At 62.6% G+C, this 14,682-nt stretch carries 14 protein-coding genes; 8 read left to right on the top strand and 6 right to left on the bottom strand.

Annotation, left to right across the window (positions count from 1 at the left end; translation table 11 throughout):
* Window positions 1–6 precede the first annotated feature (6 nt).
* Both KW821_RS16550 and KW821_RS16545 read left to right on the top strand, forming a co-directional pair.
* Complete coding sequence (locus KW821_RS16550; protein ID WP_252994447.1) at window positions 7–1,650, top strand: alpha-glucoside-specific PTS transporter subunit IIBC; 1,644 nt, start codon at window positions 7–9, stop codon at window positions 1,648–1,650.
* Window positions 1,651–1,846: 196 nt separating this feature from the next.
* Window positions 1,847–2,680 carry a sugar phosphate isomerase/epimerase gene (locus KW821_RS16545; RefSeq protein ID WP_218292224.1) on the top strand — a complete coding sequence of 278 codons (834 nt, stop codon included), beginning with the start codon at window positions 1,847–1,849 and terminating at the stop codon, window positions 2,678–2,680.
* A 156-nt stretch (window positions 2,681–2,836) separates the two neighbouring features.
* Here the strand turns inward: KW821_RS16545 and KW821_RS16540 are convergent, their stop codons facing one another.
* Window positions 2,837–3,136 (bottom strand): SemiSWEET family sugar transporter, encoded by a 300-nt coding sequence (locus KW821_RS16540; RefSeq protein WP_218292223.1) that lies wholly within the window; start codon window positions 3,134–3,136, stop codon window positions 2,837–2,839.
* Between the two features lie 318 nt (window positions 3,137–3,454).
* Between KW821_RS16540 and kduI the strand changes: the two genes are divergently transcribed.
* Window positions 3,455–4,291, top strand: a complete 837-nt coding sequence (kduI, locus tag KW821_RS16535) for a 5-dehydro-4-deoxy-D-glucuronate isomerase (protein ID WP_218292222.1) — start codon at window positions 3,455–3,457, stop codon at window positions 4,289–4,291.
* 84 nt (window positions 4,292–4,375) lie between these two features.
* Entirely contained in the window at window positions 4,376–5,137 is a 762-nt protein-coding gene (gene kduD, locus KW821_RS16530) for a 2-dehydro-3-deoxy-D-gluconate 5-dehydrogenase KduD (RefSeq protein WP_218292221.1), read from the top strand.
* A 133-nt stretch (window positions 5,138–5,270) separates the two neighbouring features.
* On the opposite strand, the gene kdgR is transcribed toward kduD, so the two are convergent.
* On the bottom strand, window positions 5,271–6,065 hold the full coding sequence (kdgR, locus tag KW821_RS16525; RefSeq protein WP_242380176.1) for a DNA-binding transcriptional regulator KdgR: 795 nt from the start codon (window positions 6,063–6,065) through the stop codon (window positions 5,271–5,273).
* 295 nt (window positions 6,066–6,360) lie between these two features.
* On the opposite strand from kdgR, the gene KW821_RS16520 reads away from it, so the two are divergent.
* The gene (locus tag KW821_RS16520) at window positions 6,361–7,323 is read left to right on the top strand and encodes a sugar kinase (protein WP_218292220.1); all 963 of its coding nucleotides are present in this window, start codon (window positions 6,361–6,363) and stop codon (window positions 7,321–7,323) included.
* Window positions 7,307–7,927, top strand: coding sequence for a bifunctional 4-hydroxy-2-oxoglutarate aldolase/2-dehydro-3-deoxy-phosphogluconate aldolase (locus tag KW821_RS16515; protein WP_218292219.1), 621 nt, complete (start codon window positions 7,307–7,309; stop codon window positions 7,925–7,927). The genes KW821_RS16520 and KW821_RS16515 overlap by 17 nt, the downstream gene beginning before the upstream one ends.
* A gap of 137 nt (window positions 7,928–8,064) precedes the next feature.
* Here the strand turns inward: KW821_RS16515 and KW821_RS16510 are convergent, their stop codons facing one another.
* The 3 genes from KW821_RS16510 to KW821_RS16500 form a co-directional block, all read right to left on the bottom strand.
* Window positions 8,065–8,769, bottom strand: coding sequence for a virulence factor (locus tag KW821_RS16510; RefSeq protein ID WP_218292218.1), 705 nt, complete (start codon window positions 8,767–8,769; stop codon window positions 8,065–8,067).
* Between the two features lie 104 nt (window positions 8,770–8,873).
* Window positions 8,874–11,423, bottom strand: a complete 2,550-nt coding sequence (gene mprF, locus KW821_RS16505) for a bifunctional lysylphosphatidylglycerol flippase/synthetase MprF (protein WP_218292217.1) — start codon at window positions 11,421–11,423, stop codon at window positions 8,874–8,876.
* 323 nt (window positions 11,424–11,746) lie between these two features.
* Entirely contained in the window at window positions 11,747–12,472 is a 726-nt protein-coding gene (locus tag KW821_RS16500) for a ferredoxin--NADP reductase (RefSeq protein ID WP_218292216.1), read from the bottom strand.
* 258 nt (window positions 12,473–12,730) lie between these two features.
* On the opposite strand from KW821_RS16500, the gene KW821_RS16495 reads away from it, so the two are divergent.
* Window positions 12,731–13,447 carry a metallophosphoesterase gene (locus KW821_RS16495; RefSeq protein ID WP_218292215.1) on the top strand — a complete coding sequence of 239 codons (717 nt, stop codon included), beginning with the start codon at window positions 12,731–12,733 and terminating at the stop codon, window positions 13,445–13,447.
* 129 nt (window positions 13,448–13,576) lie between these two features.
* Window positions 13,577–13,711: a hypothetical protein gene (locus KW821_RS16490; protein ID WP_256353529.1), complete on the top strand. Its 135-nt coding sequence runs from the start codon at window positions 13,577–13,579 to the stop codon at window positions 13,709–13,711.
* Between the two features lie 356 nt (window positions 13,712–14,067).
* Here KW821_RS16490 and KW821_RS16485 read toward each other — a convergent pair whose 3' ends face one another.
* Window positions 14,068–14,367, bottom strand: coding sequence for a hypothetical protein (locus KW821_RS16485; protein ID WP_218292214.1), 300 nt, complete (start codon window positions 14,365–14,367; stop codon window positions 14,068–14,070).
* Between the last annotated feature and the right edge of the window lie 315 nt (window positions 14,368–14,682).

Genomic DNA, 14,682 nt, shown 5'->3' with positions numbered 1-14,682 from the left:
AATTTGATGTCCAAACGGAACTTTATGGGGGCCTTCCAGACTTTTGGCGGTGCCATGGCTGTCCCCATTGCCTTTTTACCCTTTACCGGTTTGCTGCTCGCCATCACCGGGTTGCTCACCATGCCCGATATCATGGGCGATCTGGCCCATCCCGACTCCAACTTCTTCAAGGTGATGACCATCATCAAGTCGGGTGGTTGGACCATCTTCCGCAACTTCCCGCTGCTGTTCTGTATGGCACTCCCGGTGGGTCTTGCCAGGTCGGGTCAGGCCCGGGCGGCGCTGGTCGCCTTCTTTGCCTACATGGCCTACAACTACTTTACCAACAGCATGCTCACCTTCTGGGGGCCTGAGTTCGGGGTCAACTTCAATCAGGAAGTCGGCGGCGCCAGCGGCCTGGCGCTGGTGGGGGGCATCAAGACACTGGATACCAGCATCGTCTTCTCGCTCATCATCGGCGGCGTGGTGACCTGGATCCACAACCGTTTCTTCGAGAAGAAGCTGCCGGATTACCTCACCATCTTCCAGGGCATGAGCCTGGTGTTCATCATCTCCTTCTTCGTCATGTTGCCCATGGCCTGGTTGACCTGCGAGTTCTGGCCCAAGGTTCAGGTCGGGATCAACGCCATGCAGGGCTTCTATGTTGAAGCCGATGCCTTCGGCATGTGGTTGCTCGCCTTCGTGGAGCGCCTGCTGGTGCCGACCGGTCTGCACCGCTTCGTCTACTTCCCCTTCTTCTTCGGCCCGGCCGTGGTCGATGGTGGTCTCTACACCCACTGGATCGAGAACGTCTCCACCTATGCGGCTTCCACCGTGCCTTTGGTTGAGCAGTTCCCGGCCGCCGGTTACTCCCTGTACGGCAACATCAGCGTGTTCTGCTCCCTGGGGGCTGGCCTCGCCATCTATGCCACCGCCAAGCAGAAGATGAAGCGCAAGATCGCCGCCCTGGTGATCCCGGCCATCATCACCGCCATGGCCGTCGGCATCACCGAACCCATCGAGTTCACCTACCTGTTCGTGGCACCTGTGCTGTATCTGGTCAATGCCATCATAGGTGCGACCCTGTGCGTGGCGCTCTATCTGTCCGGCGTGGTCGGCTTCATGGGCGGTGGTCTGAACGACATCATCCTGTTCAACTGGGTCTTCTACGCCAAGAACCACGCTCACCTGATCTGGATCCACCTGGCCTTGGGCCTGAGCTTCGCCGCCATCAACTTCTTCGTGTTCCGCTACATGATCCTGAAGTTCAACTTCCTGACCCCGGGTCGTGGCGATGAGGAAGAGGAAGACGACGTGCGTCTCTACTCCAAGCAGGACTACCGTGACAAACAGTCTGGCAAGGCCGTGGCCGGCCAGGAGCCGGATCGCCTCCGGGCTGCCGCCATCCTGCGCTGTGTCGGGGGTTGTGACAACGTCGAGACCATAGGCAACTGCCAGACCCGTCTGCGCCTGGTAGTGAAGGATTCCACCCTGGTACAGGATGACAAGGCCCTCAAACAGGCCGGTGCCCTGGGGGTCATGCGCTCGGGCAAGAACCTGCAGGTGGTGGTCGGTCTGTCGGCCCCCATGGTGCGCGAGTACTTCGAGCAGGAGTACAACAAGGGCCCGCAGGCAGCACCCGATGCCGCCGTCCCGGCACCTGCCGCCTGATGGGACTTTGATTGTGCCGATGGCAAGCGCACGCATCGGGTATCGGGCCCCCTCACCGGGGCCCATTCGAGCGCCGCGACTTGCCTCTTGAACTTGCGAGCCCAGATGGGCTCGCAAGCCGTTTCTGATGCCAGCCCAAGCCCCCGAGCCAAGGCGCCGTCAGAGACACCATCGCCATGACCCACAGGAGCATGTCATGAACAGATTGAAGATTGGGGCCCGTGCCCATGATCTCGCGGATCAGACGCCGGCGGCGCTGATCGCCCAGGCACATGAGCTCGGCCTCGACGGGCTGCAACTGGCCGTGCACAAGAGCTGGCCCGAGGCCTATCAGGCCCGCGATACCCACATCCTGGCCACCCATATCCAGCACCTCCAGCAGGCCGATCTCTCCATCTTCCTGCTGGCCAGCTACTTCAACCCCGCCCACTCCGACGCCGACTTCCTGGCGCGCGAGATGGAACGGGTGCGACTCAACATCGAGCTCGCCCAACGCTGCCACATCGACGCCGTGGGCAGCGAGACCGGCTCCCTGAACGATGATGACTGGACCCGGCATCCGGACAACCACGGGGCCGCCGCCTTCCACAAGGTGGAGCAGAGTCTGGCGCAGTTAAGGCCCGAGCTGGCGCAGGCCGGTTGCGATTTTCTGGTCGAAGCGGTGTGTGATCACATCATTCACGACGCAGATAGTCTGGCGCGGCTGAACGCGCGCTTGGGGGAACGCTTCCTGGTGACCCTGGATCTGGCCAACCTGCTGGATGCCGACAATGCCGCCGCCTGGCGCGAGATCCTGGCCGACTTTCTCGGCCGGCATGGCGAGCGCATCCGGCTGTTTCATTTCAAGAACTTCATCTTGGAGGGGCGTGACAAGGTGTCGGTGGGACTGGCGCAGGGGCTGATCGATTATGCCGAGGTGCTGGCCATGCTGGCGCAGTGTCAGCTGACCCATATTCCCATCATCGTCGAGGAGCTGACGGGGGAGGCCTTGCGGGAGAGCGTGGCCTATCTGCGCCACTTGAGTCGATAACACGGGATGCTGGAGAGGATCAGCCCCCTACGACAAACGGCGCCCGGGGCGCCGCTTGGTTCATCCACCAGAGAGAGAGGGAGCTGAGCCCCGATAAAGGATGGCCCGTCCGATGGCCATCCCCAGCGGAGGATGGCCTCTCTCGCGACCCTTGGGTCAGGCCCGTTCATTGCTCCACTTCAGCACCATGACGGCGCTGGCCAGCAGCAGGGTGATGCCATTGGCCATGATCAGCGGCGTGTCGCCCGATTTCAGGCCATAGGTCAGCCACAACAACAGACCACTGATGAATACCAGATACATCTTGGTGGAAATCGCCTTGGTTTCCCGCGTCTTGAGGATGTCGAACACCTGCAGCGAGAAGGATCCCGTGGTCAGGAAGGCCGCGCACAACCCGAGGGAGGCGGTATCGAAGGCGAACAGAATGGTGCTCAGCGCAGCCACCCCGGCCAACATGATGATTCGATTGGATGAAACACACTTATTCATTGGTAGACCTGTTATTGAATGAGATTGGCAACGAATGTCCTGTCGCCGCCACCCGGCAGGGCGGCAGCCTGTCTGCCTTCGCCGCGAGCCTGTCCTCATGCCGCAAAGACATCTGTGGCCCGGTTCGACGGGCCCGGCACGGCCATGAGCCACACCGGGCACGGAGTTTAATCTCAATAAATAAAAAATACAAAACACCGTTTTGATTTTTATTTGTTGCTTGTTATTATTATGGTCATTACAGACAACGCGACTGCCAACCTGCGGCGCTCATCGAGGTTAACCATGCAAATTCGTCAAAGCATTCACAGCGATCATGCCAAACAGCTGGACACTCAGGGCCTGCGCCGTGAATTCCTGGTAGAAGAGATCTTCACGCCGGACCAGCTGACCATGACCTACAGCCACATCGACCGCATCGTGTTCGGTGGCATCATGCCGGTCCAGGGTCCCCTCGCCTTCTCGGACGAGCTGGGCAAGACCTTCGGCGTCAGCTACTTCCTGGAGCGCCGCGAGCTGGGCCTCATCAACATCGGCGGTCCCGGTGTGGTAGTGGTCGATGGCACCACCTTCGAGATCGGCAACGCCGAGGCGCTCTATGTGGGTCAGGGTGCCCGCGAGTTGAGCTTTGCCAGCGTCAGCGCCGAGCAGCCGGCCAAGTTTTACTACAACAGCGCCCCGGCCCATGTGAGCTTCCCGACCCGCAAGGTCACCCAGGCGCAGGCCTCCCCGAGCACCCTGGGCGACGCGGCCACCAGCAACCGCCGCACCATCTACAAGTACCTGGTGCCAGATGTGCTGCCGACCTGCCAACTGGTGATGGGCATGACCCAGCTGAAAGAGGGCAGCCTGTGGAACACCATGCCCTGCCACACCCACGAGCGCCGCATGGAAGTCTATTTCTACTTCAACATGAAGGACGATGCCGCCGTGTTCCACATGATGGGCAAGCCGGACGAGACCCGTCATCTGCTGGTCCACAACGAGCAGGCGGTGATCTCCCCGAGCTGGTCCATCCACTCCGGTGTCGGCACCCAGGCCTACACCTTCATCTGGGGCATGGTCGGCGAGAACCAGGTGTTCGGCGACATGGATCATGTGGCCGTCAAGGATCTGCGCTAATTCCCATTCTGTGCCGGGCAGTCTGCACTGCCCGTATTCCCCCCCATCATGCCTGTCACCCAGGGTGGCAGCAGAGGAAACAAGATGATTCTCAACGCATTCGATTTGAAGGGTAAGGTCGCTATCGTGACCGGCTGTGACACCGGTCTGGGCCAGGGCATGGCGCTCGGTCTGGCCGAAGCCGGCTGTGACATCGTCGGCATCAACATCGTCGAACCCACCGACACCATCGCCAAGGTGGAGGCGCTCGGTCGCACCTTCCTGAGCCTCAAGGCCGATGTCAGCAAGGTGGATGCCCTGCCCGCACTGGTGGATCAGGCGGTCTCCCGCTTCGGTCGCGTCGATATCCTGGTCAACAACGCTGGCATCATCCGCCGCGAAGATGCCATCAGCTTCAGCGAGAAAGACTGGGACGACGTGATGAACATCAACATCAAGAGCGTCTTCTTCATGTCCCAGGCCGTGGGGAAACAGTTCATGGCCCAGGGCCAGGGTGGCAAGATCGTCAACATCGCCTCCATGCTCTCCTATCAGGGTGGCATTCGCGTGCCCTCTTACACCGCGTCCAAGAGCGGCGTCATGGGGATCACCCGCCTGTTGGCCAACGAATGGGCCAGCAAGGGCATCAACGTCAACGCCATCGCCCCCGGCTACATGGCCACCAATAACACCACAGCCCTGCGCGCCGATGATGACCGCAACGCCGCCATCCTGGAGCGGATCCCGGCCGGGCGCTGGGGCGTGCCGGATGACATGATGGGCCCCGTGGTCTTCCTGGCCTCCGCCGCCTCCGATTACATCAATGGCTACACCATCGCCGTCGACGGCGGCTGGCTGGCCCGTTAATTCCTCAGCATGCAAAAAGGCGCCCGAGGGCGCCTTTTTCGTCTGTTGGCAAGCGGACAAATAAAGAGGGCATGCCTTGCACGCCCCCTGTAAATGTCTCACGGCGCCAGCAACAGGTGCCGGCTTTCCCGCCCTAGCGCGGGACGAACGGGTAGTCGTGGAACCCCATGTCGGCGGAGATGTGGCTTGCCGCCTCGTGCAGCAGACGCACCAGCTCGGCGCCTTTCGCCTCCTCGAAGCGCACCACTGGCAGCGACAGGGAAAGCCCCGCGATGATGCGGCCCATGCGGCTGTAGATGGGCACGGCGAAGCAACGCAGGCCCGGCTCCATCTCTTCGTTGTCTTCCGCGTATCCCTGCTCGCGCACCAGCGCCAGCTCCGCCAGCAAGGCATCGACGTCGGTCAGGGTACGATCGGTGAAACGCTCGAAGGTCACGTTGGCCAGCATGCTGCGCACCTCTTCCTCGGGCAGCCAGGCCATCATCACCTTGCCAAGGCCGGTGCTGTAGAGCGGGCGACGGCGACCGATGCGGGAATACATGCGCAGATTGTACTCGGAGTCGATCTTGTGCAGGTAGACGATGCTGTCCTCATCGAGCGCCCCCAGGTGCAGGGTCTCCTTGGTCAGCTTGCCGAGGCGGTGCATCTGGTTATCCGCGATCGGGATCAGCTCCTGATGCTCCAGCGCCTTGCCACCGAGTTCGAACAGCTTCAGGCTCAGGGTGTACTTGTCGGACTCCCCCTCCTGGTTGACGTAGCCCAGGGTCTTCATCGTCTGCAGGAAGCGATACACGGTGCTCTTGGACATCATGATCCGCTGGGACAGCTCGGTGACGCCAATCTCTTTCTGTTCGCCCAGCGCCTGCAAGATGCCGAACACTTTCAGGACTGACGAGACCGAATCCGGCGAGTTATCTACCACTGACATAGGGATCTCCTTATAAATTCCGTCGTTTCATTATATTTAAAACGACTGCGCAATCATAGTCATGGCCGCGGATATTGGCGCTGGACGACGCCATCTCGGCTGACCCGCCCCATGCCCTGTTCGATCCGCGCCGCCATAGCCGGAGCTGTGACCAACCGGCCAGCAAAAGACTGGTCCTCATCCCTTCCAGATCAAATTCACATTTATAAATAATTTAATGAAACATTGTTTTAATTTACTTGATGGCGATTGGGCATGACATATAATGTGCCCCATCATCAACGCGGGAGGACATATGCCTACCAAGATTGCCGTCATCGGCGAGTGCATGATCGAACTATCCGAGAGCAAGGCGGGCATAGTGCGCCACTTCGGCGGAGACACCCTCAACACGGCGGTCTACCTGACCCGTGCCAACCCCGAGCTGGCCGTGCACTATGTGACGGCCCTCGGCACCGACGCCATGAGCGACGCCATGCTGGCCCAGTGGCAACAGGAAGGGATTCACACCGAGCTGGTGCAGCGCCTCGAGCACAAGCTGCCCGGCCTCTATCTCATCGAGACCGATGTACAGGGCGAGCGCACCTTCCACTACTGGCGCAACGACGCGGCGGCCCGCTACTGGCTGCAGGGCCCGACGGCCGAGACCATCTGCCAGCAACTGCGCGGCTTTGACTACCTCTACCTGAGTGGCATCAGCCTCGCCATCCTCTCCCCCGCCGATCGCTTGAACCTGTTGCGACGACTGGCCGAGTGCCGGGCGGCCGGCGTGAAGATAGCGTTCGACAACAACTACCGGCCACGGCTGTGGGAAAGCAAAGAGGCGGCGCAGCAGGCCTATGGCGCCGTGCTGGCGCTGACGGATATCGCCTTCCTGACGCTGGATGACGAGATAGCACTCTGGGGCGACAGTCATGAGACCCAGACCCTGGCGCGCACCCAGGCGCTCGGCGTACCGGAAATCATCATCAAACGCGGCGCCGAGCCCTGCCTCATAGTGCAAGGTGAGCGGCACGACGAGGTCTCTGCCATGTCTCTGGCCAAGGAGCTGGTGATCGATACCACGGCAGCGGGTGACTCGTTCAGCGCCGGCTACCTCGCCAAGCGGCTGGCCGGGCAGGCGGCGAGCGAGGCGGCGCACTATGCCCATCTGCTGGCCAGCACCGTCATCCAGCATCGCGGGGCCATCATTCCCCGCCCGGCGATGCCGACCACTCCCCTTCCTACCACAGAGGCATCCCATGACTGCATTGCTTGAAAAATTGTCGACCCTGAAGATCATTCCCGTCATCGCCATCAAGGATGCCGATGACGCCGTGGCTCTGGGTCGGGCCCTGATGGACAACGGCATGCCGAGCGCCGAGATCACCTTCCGCACCCCCGCCGCCGCCGAGGCCATCCGCCAGCTGCGGGCCGCCTTCCCCGACATGATCATCGGGGCCGGCACCGTGCTCACCACAGCCCAGGTGGATCAGGCCATCGACGCCGGGGTGGATTTCATCGTGAGCCCCGGCCTCAACCCGCGCATCGTCCAGTATTGTCAGGCACGCGGCGTGCTGATGATCCCCGGGGTCAACAACCCCAGCCTGGTCGAGCAGGCGATGGAGCTGGGCTTGCGCACCCTCAAGTTCTTCCCGGCGGAGCCCTCCGGTGGCCTGCCCATGCTCAAGGCCATGAGTGCCGTCTACCCGATCAGCTTCATGCCCACCGGCGGTGTCAGCCCGAGCAATGTGAAGGATTACCTGGCTCTTAAATCGGTGTTTGCCTGCGGTGGCACCTGGATGGTCCCGGCCGATCTCATCGATCGGCGGGAGTGGGACAAGATAGGCGCCCTGGTCAGAGAGGCCATGGCCGCGCTTTAACGACCCAGAAGTACCCATGAGGCGGGCCAATTCATCGGGCTCGCCTCTAGGCCCTGCCCCATTGATTGCCTTGCTCCCTCCAACCCGTCACGCCTGCCTCATCCCAACACCATCCGACCTGGCCTTGCCACCCGAGATCACGGCGCAGCCGACCCCTGCACCAGAGGCAGATGAGCGACGATGCTCTGAAACAGCGCACCATAGTCGTCATCAAAGTGGTGCGCCCCCGGCAGCGTGACCGTCCTGACGTTGGTCTGTTGCAGCCGAGGGCATAGCCGCACCGGGGAGTCATCCTCGGCCCCCTGCACGCAGAGCAGCGGCAGGCTGTGGATGGCCTTGACCTCGGGCTGGGTGGGATAGCTGCCCGCCTCGCCATGCACCACCATGTCGCTGACGTGGATCTCGAAATCCGACGCGGTCGAGGGGGAGAGCATCACGGCCCCCACCAGGCTGTTGCGATAGGCATCCGGCAGGCGGTTGATGACGAAGGGCACTATCTCGGCACCGAAGGAGAAGCCCACCAGCAGCCAGCGCTGGCGTCCCCAGCGCGCCTGATAGTCGTCCAGGATCCGCACCAGATCCCGGGTTGCCTGCGCCGGCGTCTTCTTCTGCCAGTAGTAGCTGAGCGAACTCCAGCCCACCACCGGCATGCCGTGGCGCTGCAGCTCGGCGCTCAGCCCCTTGTCCAGCGCGGCCCAGCCCCCGTCCCCACTCAGGAACACCACCATGGGCGCCGACGAGGCCTGCGCCACCGGCAGTTCCACCAGGCCGAGATCCGCCTTCACCGAGGCGGCGAAGAGCGGAAACGAACAACACAGCAGCAGCAATAACAGCGCTCTCATGAGCCACTCCCGTTTCGCTTGACGGGCCAAAGCAGGTCCCGACTCAACGGGGATGGCAAAAAACAATGCAGGGACAGTAACAACAGGGCTCTCATGGCCGACTCCTATTTCTTCATCAGCCCGAGCGGGCCGCGGCTTATCAGGGAGATCAGGTGGGTCAGGGTACCGGGCAGCGCCAATCGGCTGGTGCAGAGCAGATAGCGGGGCTCCCAACGCGGGGAAAACTTCTCCTTGTAGCGCCGCAGCCCCTGGAAGTTGTAGAAGCGGCTGCCCCGGGTGAAGAGGGTGTTGCCAAGCCGGGCCCAGTAACCACCGAGCGGGTGGTCGTTGAAGCCGGACATGGGCGCCATGCCGAGATTGAAGCTGGCATAGCCCTGGGCCTTGCCCCACAGCAGCAGCTCGACGAACAGGAAGTCCATGATGGGCGCCGTGCCCGCATCCGTGTCGTAGCGCATCAGATCGATGGAGAGGCTCTCCTTGTCATCGCTGACCCAGAGGTTGGCAAAGCCGACGAGATCCCCACCCTGCCGCACCAGCGCCGCCGGGCTCAAGGCGAGGTAGCCGGGCTCGAAGTTGCCCACCGAGAAGCCCTTCTCCTTGCCCTGCTTGCCCTGCAACCAGGCGTCGGAGATGGCGCTCAGGTTGGGCAGCAAGGCGACGACCCGATCTGCATCCACCACCTCGAAGCTGAGCCCCTCCCGCTTGCCCTTGGCATGGCTCTGGCGCAGGTTGCGCAGCCGACTGCTGGCGAGATCGAACTCGCGCAGCTCGACGATGGCCTCCTCCCCCAGCTTGAACGGGATCAGTCCGAGATCCAGATAGAGCGGCAGATAGCGGGCCGACACCTGATAGAACACAGGATTGACGTCGTGCTCATCGCACAGCTCGCGAAACTGCCAGAGCAGCTCCTCGATGAGCGAGGCATGGCCGATGGGATCCCCCATCACTATCCAGCCATTGCCCTCGACCCCATACATCAGAAACGCCTCGCCGCCGGGGTGAAACAACAACGATTTGTCGCCGAGCTGCGCCAGATAGCCGTGGCCACCGCCCTCCCGCCGCACCAGTGCCTGCGCCCTGGCCAGCGCCTCCTGATCCGGCTTGTTACCGGAGATCCGCAAGGGCGCCAGCAGCTGCGCCACCCCGACCGCGGCCAGCACGGCGATCACGCTGCCCATGGCGCGCAGGCCACGGGAGGCGGCGCCATGGGGCGAGAAGTGGAGCCAGAGGCTGTGGTCATACGCCACCTGCCGATAGGAGAACAGCAGCAGCCACAGCGCCCACAGCAGCACGGCGCCCACCGACAGGAGCCAACCCGGGGTGAACTGGGCATGCAGCAGGGAGCCCTTGCGGTAGAACAGGCTGCGGCAGGGGGTGATGATCAGCAGGAAGGTGCCGAGCAGCAGGGCCGACTCCCAGTCAAATCCCTTGAGCAGGGAGAAGAGCAACCCGAGCGCCAGCAGCCACTGGGTGATCCGGAAGGCGGCATCGTGGCGCCGATAGAGACTGTGGGCCAGCAGGATCAGCAGCACGCCGCTGACGCTGCCGAGCACATGGGACAGCTCCAGCAGGTGCAGCGGCAACAGCTGCAGCAAGGCTTCGATCCGCCCTCGCATGGTCGGCAGCATGCCGGAGCAGAGCAGCAGGGTGCCGGCCGCGAAGGTGCCCAGGCTGATCAGGGCCGGCAGGAATTCGCGCATGGCGGCCATGATCCCCTGCAGCCGGTGCCAGCGGGCCCGCTGCTGCAAAGCCTCCTGGCTGGCAAACAGCAGCAGGGCGCAGAGGAAGGGCAGCAGGTAATAGGCGCAGCGATAGAGCAGCAAGGAGGCCAGCAATTTGTCTACCGGCAGATACTGGGCGAGCAGCAGGCTCATGCTCGCCTCGAACACCCCTATCCCGCCGGGCACATGGGCCAGCACCCCGAGGAAGCTGGCGAGCACGAAGGCGCTGAGCAGCACCGGGTAGGAGACGCTGCCCGCCGGCAACAGCACATAGAGCACGGCGGCGGCGGCCAGCCAGTCCAGCAGGGCGATCAGCAGTTGCAGCAGGCGCGTCTTGAAGGTTGGCAGCACCAGATCGTGCCCGCGCCAGGAGAGGGCCGGCCTGGGCCACAGCAGATAGCCCAGCACCGCCAGCAGCGCCAGGGCGCCGACCAGCTGCAACAGCCAGCCGGTCCATGCCGGCCAGCCAGGCAACAGGCTGGCGGCCTGCCCCAGCAGCAAGGCGCCGCCGCCCCAGGCCAGCAGACCGAGGAAGAAGGTGATGGAGCAGAACAGTATGACTCTGGCCACCTCCCCCGTGCCGAGTCCGAGCGAGGAGTAGATCCGGTAGCGTACCGAGGAGCCGGTCAGCAGCGCAAACCCCAGGGTATTGGAGAAGGTGTAGGCGATGAAGGAGGTCATGCCGATCTGTTGCCAGGGCAGCCGCCTGCCGAGTGCGCGCACCGCCAGCAGGTCATAGCAGCAGAGGCAGCCATAGCTGAGCAGGGTCAGCAGCAGCGCCCCGCCCAGCTGCGGCAAGGGCTGGGACCAGATGGCCAGCCGGATGTCGTGCCAGTGCCAGAGGTGGGTCAAACGATACAGCACGGTCAATGCCGCCCCCAGCAGCAACAGGCTGCACAGGGGGCCCAACCAGATCAACAGCGAACGCCACATTCAAGATTCCTGTCAGGAGAGAAATAACAAACACACCCCATTGAGACTAAGGAGAGAATCCACGTCGGGTGGAGAAAATACAGTCCAAATGAGAACGAACCTCGGCCGGGGTGCCATCGCCGCGCCCCTCTCCCTGCCAGTCGCCATCAGGTTTACACCAGTGCCCTCGGGGCGGCTATCAATCTTCTGTAACCTTATGTACGAGCAGGGAAAAAGCGCGTCCCGCCGCGAGGGCGGGACGGCTGGTAGGCAGGCCTGCCGCGCACGACATGACAGGCCGCTATTTCAATCTGCAGTCGACGGGAGTGGCGCCGGCACCCTGTTCAATAGCCATAGAAGGATTCGCTGCGCACGTTCTCCTCATCCACGCCGGCCGCCGTCAGCGCCTGGCAGATGGCCTCGACCATGAGCGGCGGGCCTGAGACGTAGCAGACCGGGTTGGCCAGCCCGGTGATGGCCTGTTTCAGCCAGGGGCTGTCGATGACATGGGTCTCGCCCTGCCAGGGCTGCGCCGAGTGCGCCATGTCCGTCATGGTCGCCAGCAGGCGAAATCTCGGGTTGAGTCGCTCGAGCCGCTGCAGTTCGGCCAGGAAGGCCGCATCCTCCGGCCGCCGGTTGCTGTAGAGCAGCAGCAAGTCCTGCGGAGTCTGCTGCTTGGCCGCGTGCCGCAGCATGCTCATGAAGGGGGTGATCCCGATGCCGCCGGCGATGAGCACGCCGGCGCGCTCCGGCTGTTTGTGCAGGGTGAGCGAGCCGAAGGGGCCGTTGATCTGGAGCTTGCTGTCGATGGGCAGGGCGCCCAGCGCACGCTTGAAGGTGCTGTCCCGCATGCGGGTGGCCACCAGCAACTCGTCCTCATGGGGCGCACTGACGATGGAGAAGGTGTGGCGGACATCGGGGGATCTGGGGTTGTCCTGATGTCCCGGCAGGCTGAGATCCAGGGCCTGACCGGGCTTGTGGTCAAACCCTTCCGGTTTTTCAAAATGAAAGGCCATGGTGCCTTCGGCGAGCGGGTGGCGGGCAACCAGACGAACCCTGTATTCGGCCATGATGAGACTCCCTGTGTGAAGCGGATGGCGGTCTTCATTAGGATGGGATCCTTCGGCTGTGTATGCCCAGAAAAATGCCGGGAAAGTCGGCGACGCTGAGTGCGCCAGCCCGGCCGCCGGGCGACGGGGCGCCCTGATCCCGCCCGCTCCTACACCGCCGAGGCAGAGCGTGCCATGCTGCTCTTATCCACGACGCAATCATCCGCAGCGGCCATTCGGCACCGCCCTGGGCCGACGACCCCAACCAAGGAGGCAGGCATGGACAAGGCGCCACTGATCCGACGCTTCCCCCTCAACCGCCGGGGGCGCGATCTGGCCGTCGGTGACATCCACGGCTATTTTGCGCTATTGCAACAGGCGCTGAACCGGGTGGGCTTCGATCCTGTGTGCGATCGCCTGTTCTCCGTCGGCGATCTGACCGATCGCGGGCCTGAGTGCACTCAGGCCCTCGACTGGCTGGCACGCCCCTGGTTCCACTCAGTGTGTGGCAATCACGACGACTACGTCTGCCGCCACGAGAGCTGCGATAAAGACAACTGGATCCAGAATGGGGGCGCCTGGTTTCAGCGCCTGGCCAGCGCCGAGCGAGACGAATTTGCCGCCCGCTACCGCGCACTGCCGATTGCCATCGAGGTGGCCACCCCGAGCGGCCCGGTCGGCCTGCTGCATGCCGACTGCCCCTTCCCCTCCTGGCAAACGCTGCTGGACAAGCTGGACGGTGGGGTGGCCGGCGGCCAGCTGCGGGCCATCAAGAACGTCTGCCTGTGGTCACGCCGCCGCATAGAGCTGCGGGATGAGAGTGGAGTCGCGGATCTGGTCGCCCTGGTGGTGGGCCACACCCCGCTGAGCGCCCCCGCCCGCCTGGGCAATGTGTACTACATCGACACCGGCGGTTGGTACCCTCATGAGGGCGGCTTCTTCACCCTGCTCGATCTGCATAGCCTGATGCCAACCTCATCCGGTGACAACCCCTGAGCAGAGCGGGATCTCGAGTTGGTCCCAACTGCGACAGGATTTACCTGCCCGCCTTCACGACCACTATCCTTTCTCTGCAACCTTATGTTCGTGCGGCAAAAAGAGTACGCCTTACATAGATGGGCATAATTGAACCCGCTGTTTATCCCGCTTCAAGGAGATGAACAGGTGCTGCCACAGTTGCGCGTCGGCACGCTGGAACTGGCACATATTCGGGCCATCGCCCATCAGGTGGAGCAGAAAGTGAGGGATATAGCCAAATAGCACCGTTTCATTCTGCCCATTAAAACAGCAGGCAACCGCCCCAGGCTTCGCTCTGCCTGCGCTATGGTTTACCATGCTGGCAACTGCGGTGCATGGCACCGCCCACCCAGGCGCCATGGCGCCGCCATCGGACAGCCCATCTCGAACAACATGAGCAAAACAGCACAGCCAGGCAGCGAGCCCACCTTCTACTTCCACGATTACGAAACCGCATAGTAAACATCTGAATTTTATTAAAAACTTACCACCAACTTTAATTCTGTACCAGATTTTGTACCTGATATGACTTTGATAGGATTAGGCCTTCTGCCGTCGTACATTTTGACACCCCGGCACTTGGCCGGGGCGGATTCACATCAGGCCCACACTCGCACGGGCGTCTCGGGGTAGAGGCGCAGGGCATCGAGGGCAGTGGCCAGCGCCTCCGATGTGGTGCGCACGTTGGCATGGTAGCCGGGGACTGGGGCTGTCACCGGCACCCGCTCGCCCTCCACCATGGTGGTCTCACCAGTCGGCGCGTAGATGGCGCCGATCACATCAAGCGCGGCGGCAGGGTGATAGAGCGCCCCGCTATCGGGATCCTGGATAAAGCCCGCCGTCTTGAGGGCCAACGTCATGGCCGACTTACTGCCTGCCTTAAGATAGAGATCAATCATTCGTCTTGTCCTTCCAGAAATACCAGCCGCCAGCGCGGCAGGCGGCCCAGAACAGCCAGGCCATAATCAGCTTGCCCTGGGCAATCAGGCACTGGCGCAAGCGCCGGTCAGCCTCGGCACGGGATACCCTGCCTTTGGCGCCATAGTCGTTATCGTGCTGCTTGCAGCAGCTGTTAGTACCAGGGGGGACGGGGCCAAGCCCCGTGCAGTATTGGCGGGTCACTTGATGGCCCTGAGTTGAGCATCTGAGGATGAACGATTCCACTGACGGAAATTACGAATCCTAATGCAAGGCACATGCCCCCACCCACCGAG

Source organism: Aeromonas sp. sif2416 (genome assembly GCF_019218665.1).
Taxonomy (GTDB): Bacteria; Pseudomonadota; Gammaproteobacteria; order Enterobacterales; family Aeromonadaceae; genus Aeromonas; species Aeromonas encheleia.
The sequence above is the reverse complement of the archived record's forward strand: the minus strand, read 5'-3'. Positions and strand labels throughout refer to the sequence as shown.

Bases quoted from the DNA above. Each gene is read 5' to 3' on its own strand.
- KW821_RS16550 (WP_252994447.1), top strand. From the start codon at position 7: ATGTCCAAACGGAACTTTATGGGGGCCTTCCAGACTTTTGGCGGTGCC.
- KW821_RS16545 (WP_218292224.1), top strand. From the start codon at position 1,847: ATGAACAGATTGAAGATTGGGGCCCGTGCCCATGATCTCGCGGATCAG.
- KW821_RS16540 (WP_218292223.1), bottom strand. From the start codon at position 3,136: ATGTTGGCCGGGGTGGCTGCGCTGAGCACCATTCTGTTCGCCTTCGAT.
- kduI (WP_218292222.1), top strand. From the start codon at position 3,455: ATGCAAATTCGTCAAAGCATTCACAGCGATCATGCCAAACAGCTGGAC.
- kduD (WP_218292221.1), top strand. From the start codon at position 4,376: ATGATTCTCAACGCATTCGATTTGAAGGGTAAGGTCGCTATCGTGACC.
- kdgR (WP_242380176.1), bottom strand. From the start codon at position 6,065: ATGTCAGTGGTAGATAACTCGCCGGATTCGGTCTCGTCAGTCCTGAAA.
- KW821_RS16520 (WP_218292220.1), top strand. From the start codon at position 6,361: ATGCCTACCAAGATTGCCGTCATCGGCGAGTGCATGATCGAACTATCC.
- KW821_RS16515 (WP_218292219.1), top strand. From the start codon at position 7,307: ATGACTGCATTGCTTGAAAAATTGTCGACCCTGAAGATCATTCCCGTC.
- KW821_RS16510 (WP_218292218.1), bottom strand. From the start codon at position 8,769: ATGAGAGCGCTGTTATTGCTGCTGCTGTGTTGTTCGTTTCCGCTCTTC.
- mprF (WP_218292217.1), bottom strand. From the start codon at position 11,423: ATGTGGCGTTCGCTGTTGATCTGGTTGGGCCCCCTGTGCAGCCTGTTG.
- KW821_RS16500 (WP_218292216.1), bottom strand. From the start codon at position 12,472: ATGGCCGAATACAGGGTTCGTCTGGTTGCCCGCCACCCGCTCGCCGAA.
- KW821_RS16495 (WP_218292215.1), top strand. From the start codon at position 12,731: ATGGACAAGGCGCCACTGATCCGACGCTTCCCCCTCAACCGCCGGGGG.
- KW821_RS16485 (WP_218292214.1), bottom strand. From the start codon at position 14,367: ATGATTGATCTCTATCTTAAGGCAGGCAGTAAGTCGGCCATGACGTTG.